This window comes from Burkholderia guangdongensis (genome assembly GCF_013403875.1).
GTDB lineage: Bacteria > Pseudomonadota > Gammaproteobacteria > Burkholderiales > Burkholderiaceae > Burkholderia > Burkholderia guangdongensis.
The window spans coordinates 64,057-78,160 of sequence record NZ_JACBNX010000002.1 but is presented as its reverse complement, the minus strand read 5'-3'; the positions used below and the strand labels follow the sequence as shown (position 1 = coordinate 78,160).

Genomic DNA, 14,104 nt, shown 5'->3' with positions numbered 1-14,104 from the left:
GCATGAGCACCATCGAAATCGTATTGCAGGACGAGTTCTGGGCCGACGTCGAGTCGGGCACGGAGGCGCTCGTCGAGGAATGGCTCGTCGGCGTCGGCGACTCGGTCGCGGCCGGCCAGGCTGTCGCCACGGTCGTCGTCGTGAAAACGAGCCACGAGGTCGTGGCGCCGGCGGCGGGTGTCATCGGCGACATTCTCGTGAAGGCGGAGGAAACCTTCGCGCAGGGCAAGGCCATCGGCCTGCTGCAGGTGGCGTGATGACGACGCTCCTCACCGACCCGGCCAGCGAGGCGGCGCGTCAGCCGGAGCGGGTGCCGCTGAAGGGCCTGCGCGGCGCGATCGCCCGCAACATGACGGCGGGCTGGCAGGCGCCGCGCGTGGCGATGGCCGTCGACGTCGACATGACCCGCACGCTCGCGCACCTCGAAACGTTGCGTGCGCAATCGACGGCGGAGGACCGCCCGACCGTCACCGCATTCGTGCTGCACGCGGCGGCCGCCGCGCTGCGCGCGCATCCGCGCATGAATGCGCTGATGCGCGAAGGCGGCATCGAGCTGGCGCCGCGCGTGAACGTGGGGCTGGCCGTCAGCATCGACGGCGGCCTCGCGGTGCCGGTGATTCACGATGCCGACACGCTGTCGGTCAGGCAACTGTCGGCGCACACGCGCGTGCTGGCGACGGCCGCGCGGGGCGGCACGCTGCCGCAGAAGGCCTTCCAGGGCGGAACGTTTACGGTCACCAACCTCGGCATGACCGGAATCGACTGGTTCTCGCCGATCCTCAATCCGCCGCAGGTGGGCATTCTCGGGGTGAGCCGCGTGGCGCAGCGGCCGGTCGTGCGTGCCGGGCAGATCGTGCCGGCATCGATGACGACGCTCACGCTCGTGTTCGATCACCGTGCGATCGACGGCCATCCGGCGGCGCTCTTTCTCGACGAGATTCGCCGGCTGCTCGAAGAGCCGGCGCAGCCATGAGGCCATCGTGATGTCGTCGCCATCGATCGAACGCGTGTCGGCCGCCCGCGAGCAGCAATGGAATGCCGACGCGCTGACCGGCAACGTGACCGAGCCGGGTTGCCGAATCTGGCTCTACCCGGAACCCGCGATCGTGCTGGGGTGCGCGCAGCACAAGCTGATGCCCGCGCCCGGCGCACCCGGCGAGGACGCGCTTGCCGTCCTGATGCGTCGCTCCGGCGGCGGCGCCGTGCTGGTCGGCCCCTGGCTCGTGGGCGTATCGGTCTGCCTGCCGCACGGGCATCCGCTGCTGGACCCGAGCCTCGCCGGGAGCTACCGCTGGCTCGGCGAAGCCCATGTCGCCGCGCTCGCGGCGATCGGGATCGCGGCCCACGCCGTGCCGCCCGGTCGCGCCCAGCACGGCGACGACGCCAGCACGCTGCCGGATCCGATCGACTGGGCGTGCTTTGGCGGCGTCTCCGCGTGGGAGGTCGTGGCCGACGGCGGTCGCAAGATCGCCGGCTTCGCGCAGATCAGGCGCCGCGGCGGCGCGCTGTTCGTCGGCGCGACGCTCGTTCAAGCGTCTCCGTGGGCGTTGATGTGCGGCCGGCTCGGCTACGGACATGAAGAAGCCGCGCGGTTGAGCGAGCGCACCGTCAGTTGCGCGGAGATCGCGGGGGAATCGGTCACGGCGCTGAATTTCGCGCGGATCGTGTCACGGGAACTCGGCACCCGGTTGTCGGCGCGTACGGGTGTGGGCATGGACTTGGGCGTGGGTGCGCGCTGCTCGAGCGAGGAGGTTCCAGCGATATAACGACGTGATCATAAAAACGTAATCCGAAACCATACTCAGGACAACATAGCGAAGGAGTGAGACATGAGAACGCTCGACAAACGCCCGACGATCAGCCGGCGGAATTTTCTGAAGACCACCGGGATCACCACCGTCGGCATCACGACGGTTTCCGCGGCGTCGCTGTTGATGAGCTCGGCCAATGCGTGGGCCAATAGCGTCGCCGCCACAGGCGGGCCCGACGCGGACGTGGCGAAGACGTTGCTGAAGGTCGCGCGCGACATCTATCCGCACGATCAGTTTTCCGACGCCATCTACATGAAGGCGCTCGATCCGTACGGCCAGGCCGCCGCCACGGATCCCGCGCTGAAGGCGTTGCTGAGCGACGGCGTGAAGAATCTGGACGGTCTCGCGAAAGCGCGCTTCGGCAAGCCCTACGCGCAGGTCGATGCGGAAGCCGATCGCGTGACGCTGCTCAAGTCGATCGACACGACGCCCTTCTTTGCCAAGCTGCGCGGCGATCTCGTGGTGAATCTCTACGACAACCACGACGTCTGGAAGAAGCTGGGTTACGAGGGCTCCTCCTGGGAAAAGGGAGGCTATCTGAATCGGGGCTTCAACGATCTCGACTGGCTCTGAGCCGATCCACGTCTTTAGGAGGACAAAAAAATGAGCAAGCAATTTGACCTGGACGACAGCCATGTCGTCGTGATCGTCGGCTCGGGCGCGGGCGGCGGGACATTGGCCAACGAACTGGCGCAAAAGGGCGTCGACGTGGTGGTGCTCGAGGCGGGCAAGCGCTTCACGTTCGACGATATCGAGAACGACGAATGGGCGATGTTCAAGAAGATCTCGTGGCTCGACAAGCGCATCACGGCGGGCAATCGCCGGCTGGCGAAGGATTTCCCGAACCTGCCGGCGTGGATCGTCAAGGGCGTCGGCGGCTCGACGATCCACTGGGCCGGCGTGGCGTTGCGGTTCCAGCAGCATGAATTCAGGATGCGCACGCTGAACGGCAATCTCGCCGGCGCCAACTACCTCGACTGGCCGATCAGCTATCAGGATCTCGCCCCGTACTACAAGCGCGCCGAACTCAAGATGGGCGTGACCGGGCCGACCACCGGCATGCCCTATCACCAGTGGAACAACGACTTCAAGGTGCTGGCGACCGGCGCGAAGCGGATCGGCTACAAGAAGATCCAGTCGGGGCCGATGGCGATCAACACGAAACCGCGGGACGGCCGTCCCGCCTGCATGCAGATCGGCTTCTGCATGCAGGGCTGCAAGATCGGCGCGAAGTGGTCGACGATGTACACGGAGATACCGAAGGCGGAGGCGACGGGCCGCGTGGAGGTGCGCCCGAATGCGATGGCGCTCAAGATCGAGCACGACCAGTCGGGCAAGGTGACGGGCGTGCTCTATGCGGACGAGCACGGCAACCATCAGTTTCAGAAGGCGCGCGTGGTGTGCGTCGCCGGCAATTCGATCGAGTCGCCGAGACTGCTGCTGAATTCGGCCTCGTCGATGTTCCCCGACGGCCTCGCCAATTCTTCCGGGCAGGTCGGGCGGAACTACATGTGCCACACCACCGCCGGCGTCTACGCGATCATGCCGAAGCCGGTCTACATGTATCGCGGCACGACCGTCGCCGGCATCGTGTCCGATGAGGCGCACAACGACACGTCTCGCGGCTTCGTCGCCGGCTACAGCCTCGAGGTGCTGTCGCTGGGCCTGCCGTTCATGGCGGCGTTCATCAATCCGGGGGCCTGGGGGCGGGACGTCACGTCGGCGCTGGACCAGTACGATCACATGGCCGGCGTATGGATCTGCGGCGAGGACGTGCCGCGCGAGACGAACCGCATCACGCTGCACGCGACGGAGAAGGATCAGTACGGGCTGCCGGTGCCGGTGGTGTTCAAGGAGTATCACGCGAACGACAACAAGCTGCTCGACCACGCGTACGGTCAGATGAAAAAGATCTACGAAGCATGCGGCTCGAAGCGCGTGATCGATCTGCCGTCCTACCCGGCCAGCCACAATATGGGCACGAACCGGATGAGCGAGAAATCCCGCGATGGCGTGGTCAACAAGTGGGGGCAGGCGCACGACGTGAAGAACCTGTTCGTGTCGGACGGCAGCCAGTTCACGACGAGCGGCGCCGAAAACCCGACGCTCACGATCGTCGCGCTCGCGATCCGGCAGGCCGAGTACATCGCGGACGCGATGCGGCGACGGGAAATCTGAGCCAGCGCGGCGCATCGCGCGAAAGCGGCTTATGATCACGTGCTGTTCGCGGCCAGCGATTGCGCGGCAGCGTCATCCCGAAAGGAGACAAACAGTGATCAAGCTCGAGCACCGCATTCCGGATGCGACTGACGCGACTGACGCGGCGGCGTCGTCCGTTCGGCCCGCCGCCCTGCAACTGGCATTCGAGGTGACCGGCGACGGGCCCGCGGTGATCATCCTGCACGGGCTGTTCGGGTCGGGCGGCAACTGGCGCACGGTGGCCCGTGCGCTGGCGCCGCGCCATCGCGTGTACTGCGTCGACCTGCGCAATCACGGCAACTCGCCGTGGAGCGACTCGATGGATTACCTCGCGATGGCCGAAGACGTGCGGGCGCTGATCGAGTCGCAGCGGCTGTCGAGCCCGACCGTGGTCGGCCACAGCATGGGCGGCAAGACGGCGATGGCGCTGGCGCTGACGAGCCCGTCCTGCGTCGGCAACCTGGTGGTCGTCGACATCGCCCCGGTGGCCTACGCGGACCGCTTCACGCCTTACGTCGAGGCCATGCGCAGCATCGATGCGGCCGCGCTGGCGTCGCGCACGGAGGTCCAGCGGCGCTTGACCGAGCGGCTGCCGGAACCGGCGACGGCGCCGTTTCTGCTGCAGAACCTGATCAACCGCAACGACCACTTCGACTGGCGGCTGAATCTGGCCGCGATCGGCCTGGCGGTGCCGGCCCTCAGCGACTTCCCGGCGGCGTTGCAAGGACGGCGCTTCGAAGGCCCGACCACGCTGATCCACGGCAGCGCGTCGGACTACGTGCGCGCGGCGGACATCGCGGCTTTCCCGGAGCGCTTTCCGGCGTGCCGCGTTCACACGATCGAGGGCGCGGGGCACTGGGTGCACGCGGAACAGCCGCGGGCGTTCGTCGACGCATTGAACCAGGCGCTCGCGCGATCGCCGGGAGGGTGAACCCGGCCGATATCGCGTCGTGACAAAAAAGCCCGCACGAGTGCGGGCTTTTCTTTATGCGACTGCGAAATGTTTGACGCGGGTTCGACGCGGGTCGACGTGGGTTCGGCGCGGCTCAGACCACGCCCGCCCCATGCGCCTGCAGATCCGCGTGATAGCTCGAGCGCACCATCGCGCCGACGGCCGCATGCGTGAAGCCCATCTTGTACGCCTCTTCCTCGTACATCTTGAACGTGTCCGGATGCACGTACGCGCGCACCGGCAGATGGTGCTCGGACGGCTGCAGATACTGGCCGACCGTCAGCATGTCGACGTCGTGCGCGCGCAGGTCGCGCATCACCTGAAGAATTTCCTCTTCGGTCTCGCCGAGGCCGACCATCAGCCCCGATTTCGTCGCGACGTCCGGATGCAGCGCCTTGAAATCCTTCAGCAGCTTCAGCGAATGCGCGTAGTCCGAGCCCGGACGCGCTTCCTTGTACAGGCGCGGCACCGTCTCGAGGTTGTGGTTCATCACGTCCGGCGGCGCGGCATTGAGGATCTCCAGCGCGCGATCGAGACGGCCACGGAAATCCGGCGTCAGGATCTCGATGCGCGTGTCCGGCGACTGCTCGCGCACCTCGCGGATGCACTCGACGAAGTGGCCGGCGCCGCCGTCGCGCAGATCGTCGCGGTCGACGCTCGTGATCACCACGTACTTGAGCTTCAGCGCGGCGATCGTGCGCGCGAGGTTCTTCGGCTCGTCGGCGTCGAGCGGATCCGGGCGGCCGTGGCCGACGTCGCAGAACGGGCAGCGGCGCGTGCACTTGTCGCCCATGATCATGAACGTCGCGGTGCCCTTGCCGAAGCATTCGCCGATGTTCGGGCAGCTCGCCTCTTCGCACACCGTGTGAAGGTTGTGCTCGCGCAGGATCGTCTTGATCTCGTTGAAGCGCGAGCTGCCGGTCGCCGCCTTCACGCGGATCCATTCCGGCTTCTTCAGTTTCTCGATCGGCACGACCTTGATCGGAATGCGCGCGGTCTTCGCCTGCGCCTTCTGCTTGGCGGTCGGATCGTAGGCGGCGTTCGAAGCGGCCTGTTCGGAAGAAGCGTTAACGTCAGTCATTCGAATGTTCCAGTGCCTGCGGCAATGCGGCGGCCGCGGATTCGCCGTCGAGGTTGGCGATCAGACGGCGCACCAGCGTGTGCGCCACGTCGTTCCAGTCGGCGGCAACCTCGAGGCTCGCCATGTCGACGGTTTCCAGTCCGGCATAGCCGCACGGATTGATCGCGAGAAACGGACGCAGGTCCATTCCCACGTTCAGGCTCAGCCCGTGATAGCTGCAGCCGTTGCGAATCTTCAGTCCGAGCGCGGCGATCTTCGCGCCCTCGTGCGGACCGGACGCCACGTAGATGCCCGGCGCGCCCGCCTTGCGCACGGATGCGAGATTATACGCCGCGAGGGTCTCGATGATGGCCGCCTCGATCAGCGTGACCAGCGTGCGGACCATCAGCTTGCGGCGGCGCAGGTCGAGCAGCAGGTACGCGACGATCTGGCCGGGGCCGTGATACGTGATCTGTCCGCCGCGGTCGACTTTCACGAGCGGAATCCCGCTGTCGGCAACGAGCAGGTGGGCCGGGTCGCCGGCCTGGCCGAGCGTGTAGACGGGCGGATGCTCGACGATCCAGATCTCGTCGCCGGTGTCGGCGGTGCGGGCGTCGGTGAACGCGCGCATCGCGTCGAAGCTGGCGCCGTACGGCTCGACGCCGCGCCAGCGCACCGTCGCCGACGGCGTGGAGGAGACAGCGGGAACGGCGGCGGGCGTGGACACGATGAAAACCGGCGAGACGGACATGGGCGGTAGTTTACCGAAAACCCATCCGTCCCGGCGGTCGTAGACAATCAGCAATCGGCCTGAAATCGACTCACAATCGGCTGCATTCATCGGCCGCATTCATCTGCCGAATGTGCGTGCGGACGGTCGCCGGGGCCGGATCGTGCGCGCACGGCGTCCGCCCGGGGCCAGATCGCGCACGCGCCGCACGCGCCGCACGCCCGGCCCAACCGCCCCGCCGCGTCAGACCGCCCGCCAGCCGTCGTGGAACATCGCCGCGAAGCGCGCGCGCAGCCGTTCCAGCCCGTTGCGGGCGACCTCCTTCGCGGGCTGCGCCACCGAGAACGCGACGCACGCGCTCTGCCCGCCCTCCGCGCTCAGCCACAGTCGCTCGCCGCGCCGCAGCCGCAGCGTATCGCCGGGCGCGAGGAAGTAGTCGTCGACGTCGTTGCTGCGCGTCGCCCACACGGGACCGCCGTGCACGGTCAGCCGCGTGCTGCGCACGACCTTCATCGGCACCGTTTCGCCGGGCTGGATTTCGAACGTGATGCTTGAGGAAATCTCTTGCATGATGCGCTCCGTGAAGTGACCTGCATGGCTACAATCGTATCCACGACAACGCATCCAGCCAAACGACGAATTTTCGCGTCATTGTGAGGAAAATTAGCAAATGGACCTCCGGCAACTTCCCCCGCTGAACGCCATCCGCGCATTCGAGGCCGCCGCGCGGCACGAGAGCTTCTCGCGCGCCGCCGACGAGCTGTTCGTCACGCACGGCGCGGTCAGCCATCAGGTGCGCGCGCTCGAGGCCGAGCTCGGCGTACCGCTGTTCACGCGTCACGGCAAGCGGCTCGCGCTGACCGCCGCCGGCGCCCGCTACGCGCAGCAGATCCGCACCGCGCTGATGATGCTCGCGGACGCGACGCGCGACGTCCGCGCGAGCGACCGCGACCGGCGGCTCGTGATCTCGATGCTGTCGTCGTTCGCCGCGCGCTGGGTGACGCCGCGGATCGGCTCGTTCATCGAGCAGCATCCGGAGATCGACGTCGAGTTGCAGTCGACGAACGCGCTGATCGATTTCGCGCGCGACGACGTCGATCTCGCGATCCGCTTCGGCTTCGGCGTGTATCCGGGGCTGCACGTCGAGCCGTTGCTCGACGAGGTGTTCTTCCCCGCGTGCGCGCCGACGCTGAATGGCGGCGTGTTGCCGCAAACGCCGGCCGACCTCGGCCGCTACAACCTGCTGCGCTCCGACGACGAGCTGTGGCGGCCGTGGTTCGACGTGGCCGGCCTCGACACGCTGACGGAGCCGAAGCGCGGCGTGCTGTATCAGGATTCGTCGAACCTGCTGCAGGCGGCGATCGACGGCCAGGGGATCGCGCTCGTGCGCCGCTCGCTCGCGGTGCACGAACTGCTGAAGGGCCGCCTCGTGCGGCTGTTCGACATCGACGGGCCGAGCCCGTGGCACTACTACCTGGTGTGCCCGCCGACGCGGCTCGGCACGCCGCGCGTGCAGGCGTTCCGCGCGTGGCTGCTGCGCGAGGCCGAGCGCTTCAAGGTGGTGTGCGCGGAAGTGGACGCGCGGCGCGCGGCGGGCAAACCCGTCGCGCCAGCGCGGGAGGACGAGAACGCCGGACGCATGCGCCCGGCGTGAAGGACGCGGCGCCGAACGCGAAGGGTTGGCGCCGGTAACGGATCAGTCGAAACGGATCAGCCGAAACGGCTCAGAGCACGACCTTGACCATCGGATGGCCGGTCAGCGCGCGATAGATATCGTCGAGCTGCGCCTGGCTCGTTGCGCGCACGGTGATCGTGAGGCCGGTGTAGTTGCCGCCGCTCGACGCGCGCTCCTCGATCTTCTCGACGTCGATCTCGCTATCGTGCACGCTGACAACCTTGAAGATCGTGTCCTTGAACTCCGGATGCGCCTTGCCCATGATCTTGATCGGGAAATCGCACGGGAACTGCAGCAGCGATTCCTTCGGGGTGTCGACCGCGCCGATCACTTCGACGGTCTTGGACGGTTCGCTCATACCTTTCTCCAACTTGGATCGAACTGTTCGAACTCGCGCGCCTTCGCGCGCTGATACGCATCGTACAGCGCCGCGAACACCGGGCCGGGCGTGCCGCCGTTCACCGGCAGATCGTCGAGCCGCGTGACCGGCAGCACTTCCTTCGTCGCCGACGTGATCATGATCTCGTCGGCCGAGCGCAACTCGGCCTCGTTGATCTCGCGCGCGACGAACGGAATCCCGCATTCGTCGGCGAGCGCTTCGAGCAGCCCGTAGCGGATCCCTTCGAGGATCCTGTTGCTGCGCGGCGGCGCGAGCAGCTCGCCGTGCTTCACGACCCACACGTTCGACGACGAACCCTCGGTCAGACAATCGTCGCGCAGCTGCAGCGTCTCGAACGCGTCGTGCGCGACCGCGTGCTGCGCCATCAGCACGTTGCCGAGCAGCGACGTCGACTTGATGTCGCAATGCAGCCAGCGGCGATCCTCCGCCGTCACGCAGCGCACGCCGGCCGCGCGCTCGTCGGCCGACGGCAGCCGCAGCGGATTCGTCATCACGAACACGGTCGGCACCGCGTTCGCGGGGAACGCGTGGCCGCGCTTCGCGACGCCGCGCGTGACCTGCACGTAGACGGTCGCGTCGCCGCCGGCGAGCCCTTGCGCATTCGCGCCGACGACCTGCGCGAGCAGCGCGCGCCAGCCCGCGTCGTCGTGCGGGTTCGCGATGCCGATCTTCCTCAGGCTGCGCTCGAGCCGCGCGAGGTGCTCGGCGAGACGGAACGGCACGTGCCGGCCGTCGTACGCGTACAGCGGAACGACTTCATACACGCCGTCGCCGAAGATGAAGCCGCGGTCGAGCACCGGAACGCGGGCCTCCGACAGCGGCACGAGCGACGCCTGCGACGACACGCTCAGATGGACGATCGGCTCGAATTCGGCTTGGCTCATCGCGATACGCAAAAAAGTAGGAAGTCGCCTGACAGCTTACTTCTTCTTGTTGAACATCAGCAGGATCGAATCCCAGATGCGGCCGAAGATGCCCGCTTCCGGCACCGGCTGCAGCGCAACGATCGGGAACTGCGACAGCGTCTTGCCGTCCGCGACGATCCTCACCGCGCCGACCTGCTGGCCTTGCGCGAGCGGCGCGATCAGCGGCGCGTTCAGGTCGACCTCGGTCTTGACCTTGTCGCCGAGGCCGCGCGGCACGGTCGCCCACTGGTCGCCCGTCACGCCGACCGGCACGTTGTTGATCTTGCCCTTGTAGATGCGCGGCGACTGGATCGCCTGGCCGCCCTTGAACAGGCGCACCGAGTCGAACGCGCTGTAGCCGTAGTTCAGCATCTTCATGCTGTCCTGCACGCGATCGCTTTCCTTCTGCTCGCCCATCATCACCGACACGAGGCGGCGGTTCGCGACGTCCGTGCCCGGCACCGGACGCTTCGCGGACGCGATCAGGCAGTAGCCGGCCGCCTGCGTGTGGCCGGTCTTCAGGCCGTCGACGGTCGGGTCGAGCCACAGCACGCGGTTGCGGTTCGGCTGGCGGATCTTGTTATACGTGAATTCCTTTTCCGAGAAGATGCTGTAGTACTGCGGAAAATCGCGGATCAGGCGCGCGGACAGCGTCGCGAGGTCGCCGGCGGTCGTGTAGTGGTTCGGGTCGGGCATCCCGTTCACGTCGGCGAAGTGCGTGCCCTTCATGCCGAGCTTCTGCGCCTCGTTGTTCATCAGGGTGACGAACTGCCCCTGGCTGCCGCCGACCAGTTCGGAGAGCGCGATCGCCGCGTCGTTGCCCGACTGGATGATCATCCCGTACACGAGGTCGTGCACCGACACCGGCTTGCCGGCCTCGATGAACATCCGCGACTCGTCGCGGCCGACGCTGCGCACCGAGTCGCTCGGCGTGACGATCTGGTCCATCGAGATCTTGTTCTGCGCGAGCGCCTCGAACACGAGGTACGCGGTCATCAGCTTCGTCAGCGACGCGGGCTCGGCACGCTCGTCCGCGTTGCCGGACGCGAGCACGGTGTTGCTCGTCGCGTCGATCAGCACCCACGAGCGCGCGTTCACGCCCGGCGGCGGCACCGCGCCCGGCATGAAGGTCGCGGGCGCGCCGGTGGTCGCCGGTGCGGCGGCCGCCGCGTGCGCGGCATGGGACTTCTTCGGAGCCGGCTTCGCATCGGCGACGACGATCGTCGACGCGAGCGCGACGGGCAGCATCACGCCGAGCGCGACGTTGCGCGCGGCGACGCTGAGGGTGGCGGAGGAAGCGATGGATTTGAGGCGCTGGGAGGGCAAACGCATGATCGGTTCAGGCTGATGGCAGAAAGTAGGCGCTTGACGCACGCGGTTCAATGGCTGGGCGGCGCTAAACCGCGCGCCGCGACGCGCCGCGGCCGGGCCGCGACCGACGCAAAGTGCGGCCATTATACGTGGCCGCGCGAGGCGCCCGGTCAGGTGGGGGTTTCCGTAAGCCGCGTGAAAGTGCGGCGAACACGAAGGCGGGTGAGTTCGGGCCGCGGGCGCTCACCGCCACGCATCGACCACGATCCGCTTCAGAATATGCAGCTTCCGGTGAAAGAAATGCTCGGCGCCCGGAATCACGACCACCGGCAGCTCCTGCGGCCGCGCCCAGTCGTACACCGACTGGATCGGCACCGTGTCGTCGGTCTCGCCGTGAATGACGAGCGTGTTCTCCGGCACGTCGGCGACCGACCAGCGGCTCGCGGCCGTGCCGACGAACACCATCCGCTCGACCGCCTGCCCCGCGTCGCGCAGCCGCTTCGCGACGTGCGACAGCACGAACGTGCCGAACGAGAAGCCGGCCAGCACGAGCGGCAGGTCCGCGTAGCCGGGCTGCGCGCGCATGTGCGCGAGCACCGCGAGCAGGTCGTCGGCTTCGCCGGTGCCGTTGTCGTGCACGCCGTCGGTCGCGCCGACGCCGCGGAAGTTCGACCGGTACACGATGTAGTTGAGCTGCACGAGCGTGCGCGCGAGCGTCTGCGCGACCTTGTTGTCCATCGTGCCGCCGAACAGCGGATGCGGATGCGCGACGAGCGCGATCCCGCGCGGCCCGCCCGTGCCTTCGCGGACCGCGTCGGGCAGGTCGACCGCGATCTCGATATTGCCGACCGGGCCGGCGATCAGGGATTTCTGCGTATGGACGTTCATGCCGGGTCTCGGAAGGTCGCTGGCGCTCAGATCTTCAGGCGCTCGACGGGCTTGCCGTCGCGCAGGTGCGATTCGACGATCTCGTCGATGTCGGCCTTGTCGACGTACGTGTACCAGGTGCCTTCCGGATAGACGACCATCACCGGGCCTTCCTCGCACCGGTCGAGACAGCCGGCCTTGTTGATGCGGACCTTGCCCGGCCCCGCGAGGCCGAGCTCCTTCACGCGCTTCTTCGCGTACTCCTGCATGGTCTGCGCGTCGCATTGCGCGCAGCTCGGCCGGTCCGCGCCGGGTTCGCGCTGGTTCAGGCAAAAGAAAACGTGGTGCTGGTAGTAGGAATCCATGATGGGTCACGACGGACGGCCCGGCAGCGCCGGACCGTCGCAGGCTGGTGGACGGATCGCTGGATTATAGCGACCGGCGCGCCCGTCGGCGCGCGATGCGCGGCGTGTTCGTCCGTCAGCGCCCGTCAGCGCCCGTCAGCGTCCGTCAGTGCGCGGGCGCGCCGGCCTGCGCGTGGGCCGACTCGGCGATCCTCGCGTCGGCCCACGCGGCGATCTGCTCGACGAGCGCGTCGCTCGCGGCCGCGAGCGAGCGCGCGCCGCCCGCCGCATCCGGCGAGCGCGCCGGCGCGCTCGCGGTGAACGTGCGCTGGCCGAGCACCTTGCCGGCCTGCGTCAGCGTCGCGCGCGCGGCGACGACGCCGCGGCTTTCCGTCTGGCCGTCGAACACCTGCTCGAACGCGTCGAGATCGACGCGCAGCGTCGGCGCGCTCACGCCATCGGCACCGTCGAGCACCGCGCCGCGCGACGACAGCGCGCCGCGCAGCCGCTGCGTGAGCAGTTGCGCGGGCGGCGCGGCCCAGCGGCTGTCCCGGTACGCGGCGGTGCGCTGCGCGTCCGCGTACGCGAGGCGGTACGTGAACTTGTCGCTATCGAGCGCCGCGGGCGCGTCGACGTCGAGCACGCGCAGCGCGGGCCCGCCGCCCGGCGACGATGCGGACACGGCCGGGCCGAGATCGTAACGCGCGTTGTGCGCGACCACGCCCGGGCCGGCGCAGCCGGCCGCGAACGCGAGCACGAACGCGAGCACGAACGCGAGCGCCAACGTCAGCGCCGGCGCGCCGAGCGCGATGATGGCCGGCCGCCGCGCGCGGCCGGGGAGTCGGAACATCGAGAACATGGCGTGCATCGTCGGATTCCTGGTCGGTTCATTGGCTGCCGGCGGCGGCTTGGCTGCCGGCGGCGGCGCCGGGCCACACGAAGCCGGGCTCGCCCGGCCCCGGCGCCGAACCCGGCGAGCCGAACAGCAGACTGCGCGGATTGCGGCCGACGTCGCCCGCGACGTCCTTCAGCGTGCGCGACGCGTCGCCGACGTCGGTCGCGAGCGTATTGAAGCGCGGCAGCGTGTCGTACTGCACGCGCGCGTTCAGCGCGTCGAGCGTGGTGCCGATCTGTGCGGCCGCGGCGCCCGCCTTGTTCAGGTTCTCGACGACCGGGCCGTTCGGCCGCAGCAGCGTGTCGGCCGACGCCATCGTGCGGTTCAGCTCGCGCATCGTCGTGGGCAGCCCGGCAACCGCCGGCTGCACCTGCTTCGACAGCGCGGTCACGCCGTCGGCCGCCTGCTGCAGGCTCGCGGCCGTCGCCTGCAGCTGCGCGCGCATGTCCGGCGACATCAGCGCGTTCGCGCTCTGCGCGACGAGCTCGAGCTCCCGCACCAGCACTTCGCCGCGCTGCTGAAGCTGGTCGAACAGGCTCGGATGCATCGGGATCTGCGCGATGGCCTTCGTCGACGACGGCAGCGGCGACAGGTCGCGCCCGGTGTCGTCGAGCTGCACGAACGCGATGCCCGTCACGCCCTGGAAGCCGAGGCTGCCGAACGTCGAGCGCGTGATCGGCGCGCCCTGGTCGACGAGAATCCGGATCAGGATCTGCCCCGGATGCGTGCGGTCGAACCCGATCGACTGCACCTTGCCGACGTCGAGCCCGCGATAGCGCACGGCGGCGTCCGGATAGAGGCCGGTCACGTTCGTGCGCGCGATCAGGTCGTACGGCACGCGCACGGTGCGGTCGACGTTGAACCAGAACACCGTGGCCGCGATCGCGAGCGACAGCGCGATCGTGAACAGCCCGGCCCAGAACGCATGCGACTTGTTTTCCATTCGCGGCTTCCC

Annotated in this window: 17 protein-coding genes; 7 read left to right on the top strand and 10 right to left on the bottom strand. The window is 68.2% G+C overall.

Annotated elements, in window-relative coordinates:
- The first annotated feature begins 2 nt into the window (after positions 1–2).
- The 6 genes from HZI36_RS02920 (at position 3) to HZI36_RS02895 (ending at position 4,941) form a co-directional block, all read left to right on the top strand.
- Positions 3–257: a biotin/lipoyl-containing protein gene (locus HZI36_RS02920; RefSeq protein ID WP_179401134.1), complete on the top strand. Its 255-nt coding sequence runs from the start codon at positions 3–5 to the stop codon at positions 255–257.
- On the top strand, positions 257–973 hold the full coding sequence (locus tag HZI36_RS02915; RefSeq protein ID WP_179401133.1) for a 2-oxo acid dehydrogenase subunit E2: 717 nt from the start codon (positions 257–259) through the stop codon (positions 971–973). The genes HZI36_RS02920 and HZI36_RS02915 overlap by 1 nt, the downstream gene beginning before the upstream one ends.
- Positions 974–983: 10 nt before the next feature.
- Positions 984–1,766 (top strand): lipoyl protein ligase domain-containing protein, encoded by a 783-nt coding sequence (locus HZI36_RS02910; protein WP_179401132.1) that lies wholly within the window; start codon positions 984–986, stop codon positions 1,764–1,766.
- Positions 1,767–1,829: 63 nt separating this feature from the next.
- Positions 1,830–2,384 (top strand): twin-arginine translocation signal domain-containing protein, encoded by a 555-nt coding sequence (locus HZI36_RS02905; protein WP_179401131.1) that lies wholly within the window; start codon positions 1,830–1,832, stop codon positions 2,382–2,384.
- A gap of 30 nt (positions 2,385–2,414) precedes the next feature.
- Positions 2,415–3,989 carry a GMC family oxidoreductase gene (locus HZI36_RS02900; protein WP_179401130.1) on the top strand — a complete coding sequence of 525 codons (1,575 nt, stop codon included), beginning with the start codon at positions 2,415–2,417 and terminating at the stop codon, positions 3,987–3,989.
- A gap of 94 nt (positions 3,990–4,083) precedes the next feature.
- Positions 4,084–4,941 carry an alpha/beta fold hydrolase gene (locus HZI36_RS02895; RefSeq protein ID WP_343049956.1) on the top strand — a complete coding sequence of 286 codons (858 nt, stop codon included), beginning with the start codon at positions 4,084–4,086 and terminating at the stop codon, positions 4,939–4,941.
- A gap of 115 nt (positions 4,942–5,056) precedes the next feature.
- On the opposite strand, the gene lipA is transcribed toward HZI36_RS02895, so the two are convergent.
- The 3 genes from lipA to HZI36_RS02880 form a co-directional block, all read right to left on the bottom strand.
- A complete protein-coding gene (gene lipA, locus HZI36_RS02890) occupies positions 5,057–6,043 on the bottom strand; it encodes a lipoyl synthase (RefSeq protein WP_179401128.1) in 987 nt (328 codons plus the stop codon).
- Positions 6,036–6,773, bottom strand: coding sequence for a lipoyl(octanoyl) transferase LipB (gene lipB, locus HZI36_RS02885; protein ID WP_179401127.1), 738 nt, complete (start codon positions 6,771–6,773; stop codon positions 6,036–6,038). The genes lipA and lipB overlap by 8 nt, the downstream gene beginning before the upstream one ends.
- A 222-nt stretch (positions 6,774–6,995) precedes the next feature.
- Positions 6,996–7,322 carry a DUF2917 domain-containing protein gene (locus tag HZI36_RS02880; protein WP_179401126.1) on the bottom strand — a complete coding sequence of 109 codons (327 nt, stop codon included), beginning with the start codon at positions 7,320–7,322 and terminating at the stop codon, positions 6,996–6,998.
- A gap of 100 nt (positions 7,323–7,422) precedes the next feature.
- Between HZI36_RS02880 and HZI36_RS02875 the strand changes: the two genes are divergently transcribed.
- Positions 7,423–8,406: a transcriptional regulator GcvA gene (locus tag HZI36_RS02875; protein WP_179401125.1), complete on the top strand. Its 984-nt coding sequence runs from the start codon at positions 7,423–7,425 to the stop codon at positions 8,404–8,406.
- 70 nt (positions 8,407–8,476) lie between these two features.
- Here HZI36_RS02875 and HZI36_RS02870 read toward each other — a convergent pair whose 3' ends face one another.
- The 7 genes from HZI36_RS02870 to HZI36_RS02840 all read right to left on the bottom strand — a co-directional run bounded on the left by HZI36_RS02870 (position 8,477) and on the right by HZI36_RS02840 (position 14,092).
- Positions 8,477–8,785 (bottom strand): HP0495 family protein, encoded by a 309-nt coding sequence (locus tag HZI36_RS02870; RefSeq protein WP_179401124.1) that lies wholly within the window; start codon positions 8,783–8,785, stop codon positions 8,477–8,479.
- Positions 8,782–9,711 (bottom strand): D-amino acid aminotransferase, encoded by a 930-nt coding sequence (locus HZI36_RS02865; RefSeq protein WP_179401123.1) that lies wholly within the window; start codon positions 9,709–9,711, stop codon positions 8,782–8,784. The genes HZI36_RS02870 and HZI36_RS02865 overlap by 4 nt, the downstream gene beginning before the upstream one ends.
- 36 nt (positions 9,712–9,747) lie before the next feature.
- Positions 9,748–11,064, bottom strand: a complete 1,317-nt coding sequence (locus HZI36_RS02860) for a D-alanyl-D-alanine carboxypeptidase family protein (protein WP_179401122.1) — start codon at positions 11,062–11,064, stop codon at positions 9,748–9,750.
- A 222-nt stretch (positions 11,065–11,286) separates the two neighbouring features.
- Entirely contained in the window at positions 11,287–11,931 is a 645-nt protein-coding gene (locus HZI36_RS02855; protein WP_179401121.1) for an alpha/beta hydrolase, read from the bottom strand.
- Between the two features lie 26 nt (positions 11,932–11,957).
- Complete coding sequence (locus HZI36_RS02850; protein WP_179401120.1) at positions 11,958–12,275, bottom strand: (2Fe-2S) ferredoxin domain-containing protein; 318 nt, start codon at positions 12,273–12,275, stop codon at positions 11,958–11,960.
- Positions 12,276–12,420: 145 nt separating this feature from the next.
- Positions 12,421–13,122, bottom strand: a complete 702-nt coding sequence (locus tag HZI36_RS02845) for an ABC-type transport auxiliary lipoprotein family protein (protein ID WP_425485192.1) — start codon at positions 13,120–13,122, stop codon at positions 12,421–12,423.
- A gap of 19 nt (positions 13,123–13,141) precedes the next feature.
- A complete protein-coding gene (locus HZI36_RS02840; RefSeq protein ID WP_179401119.1) occupies positions 13,142–14,092 on the bottom strand; it encodes an MlaD family protein in 951 nt (316 codons plus the stop codon).
- Positions 14,093–14,104: the final 12 nt, after the last annotated feature.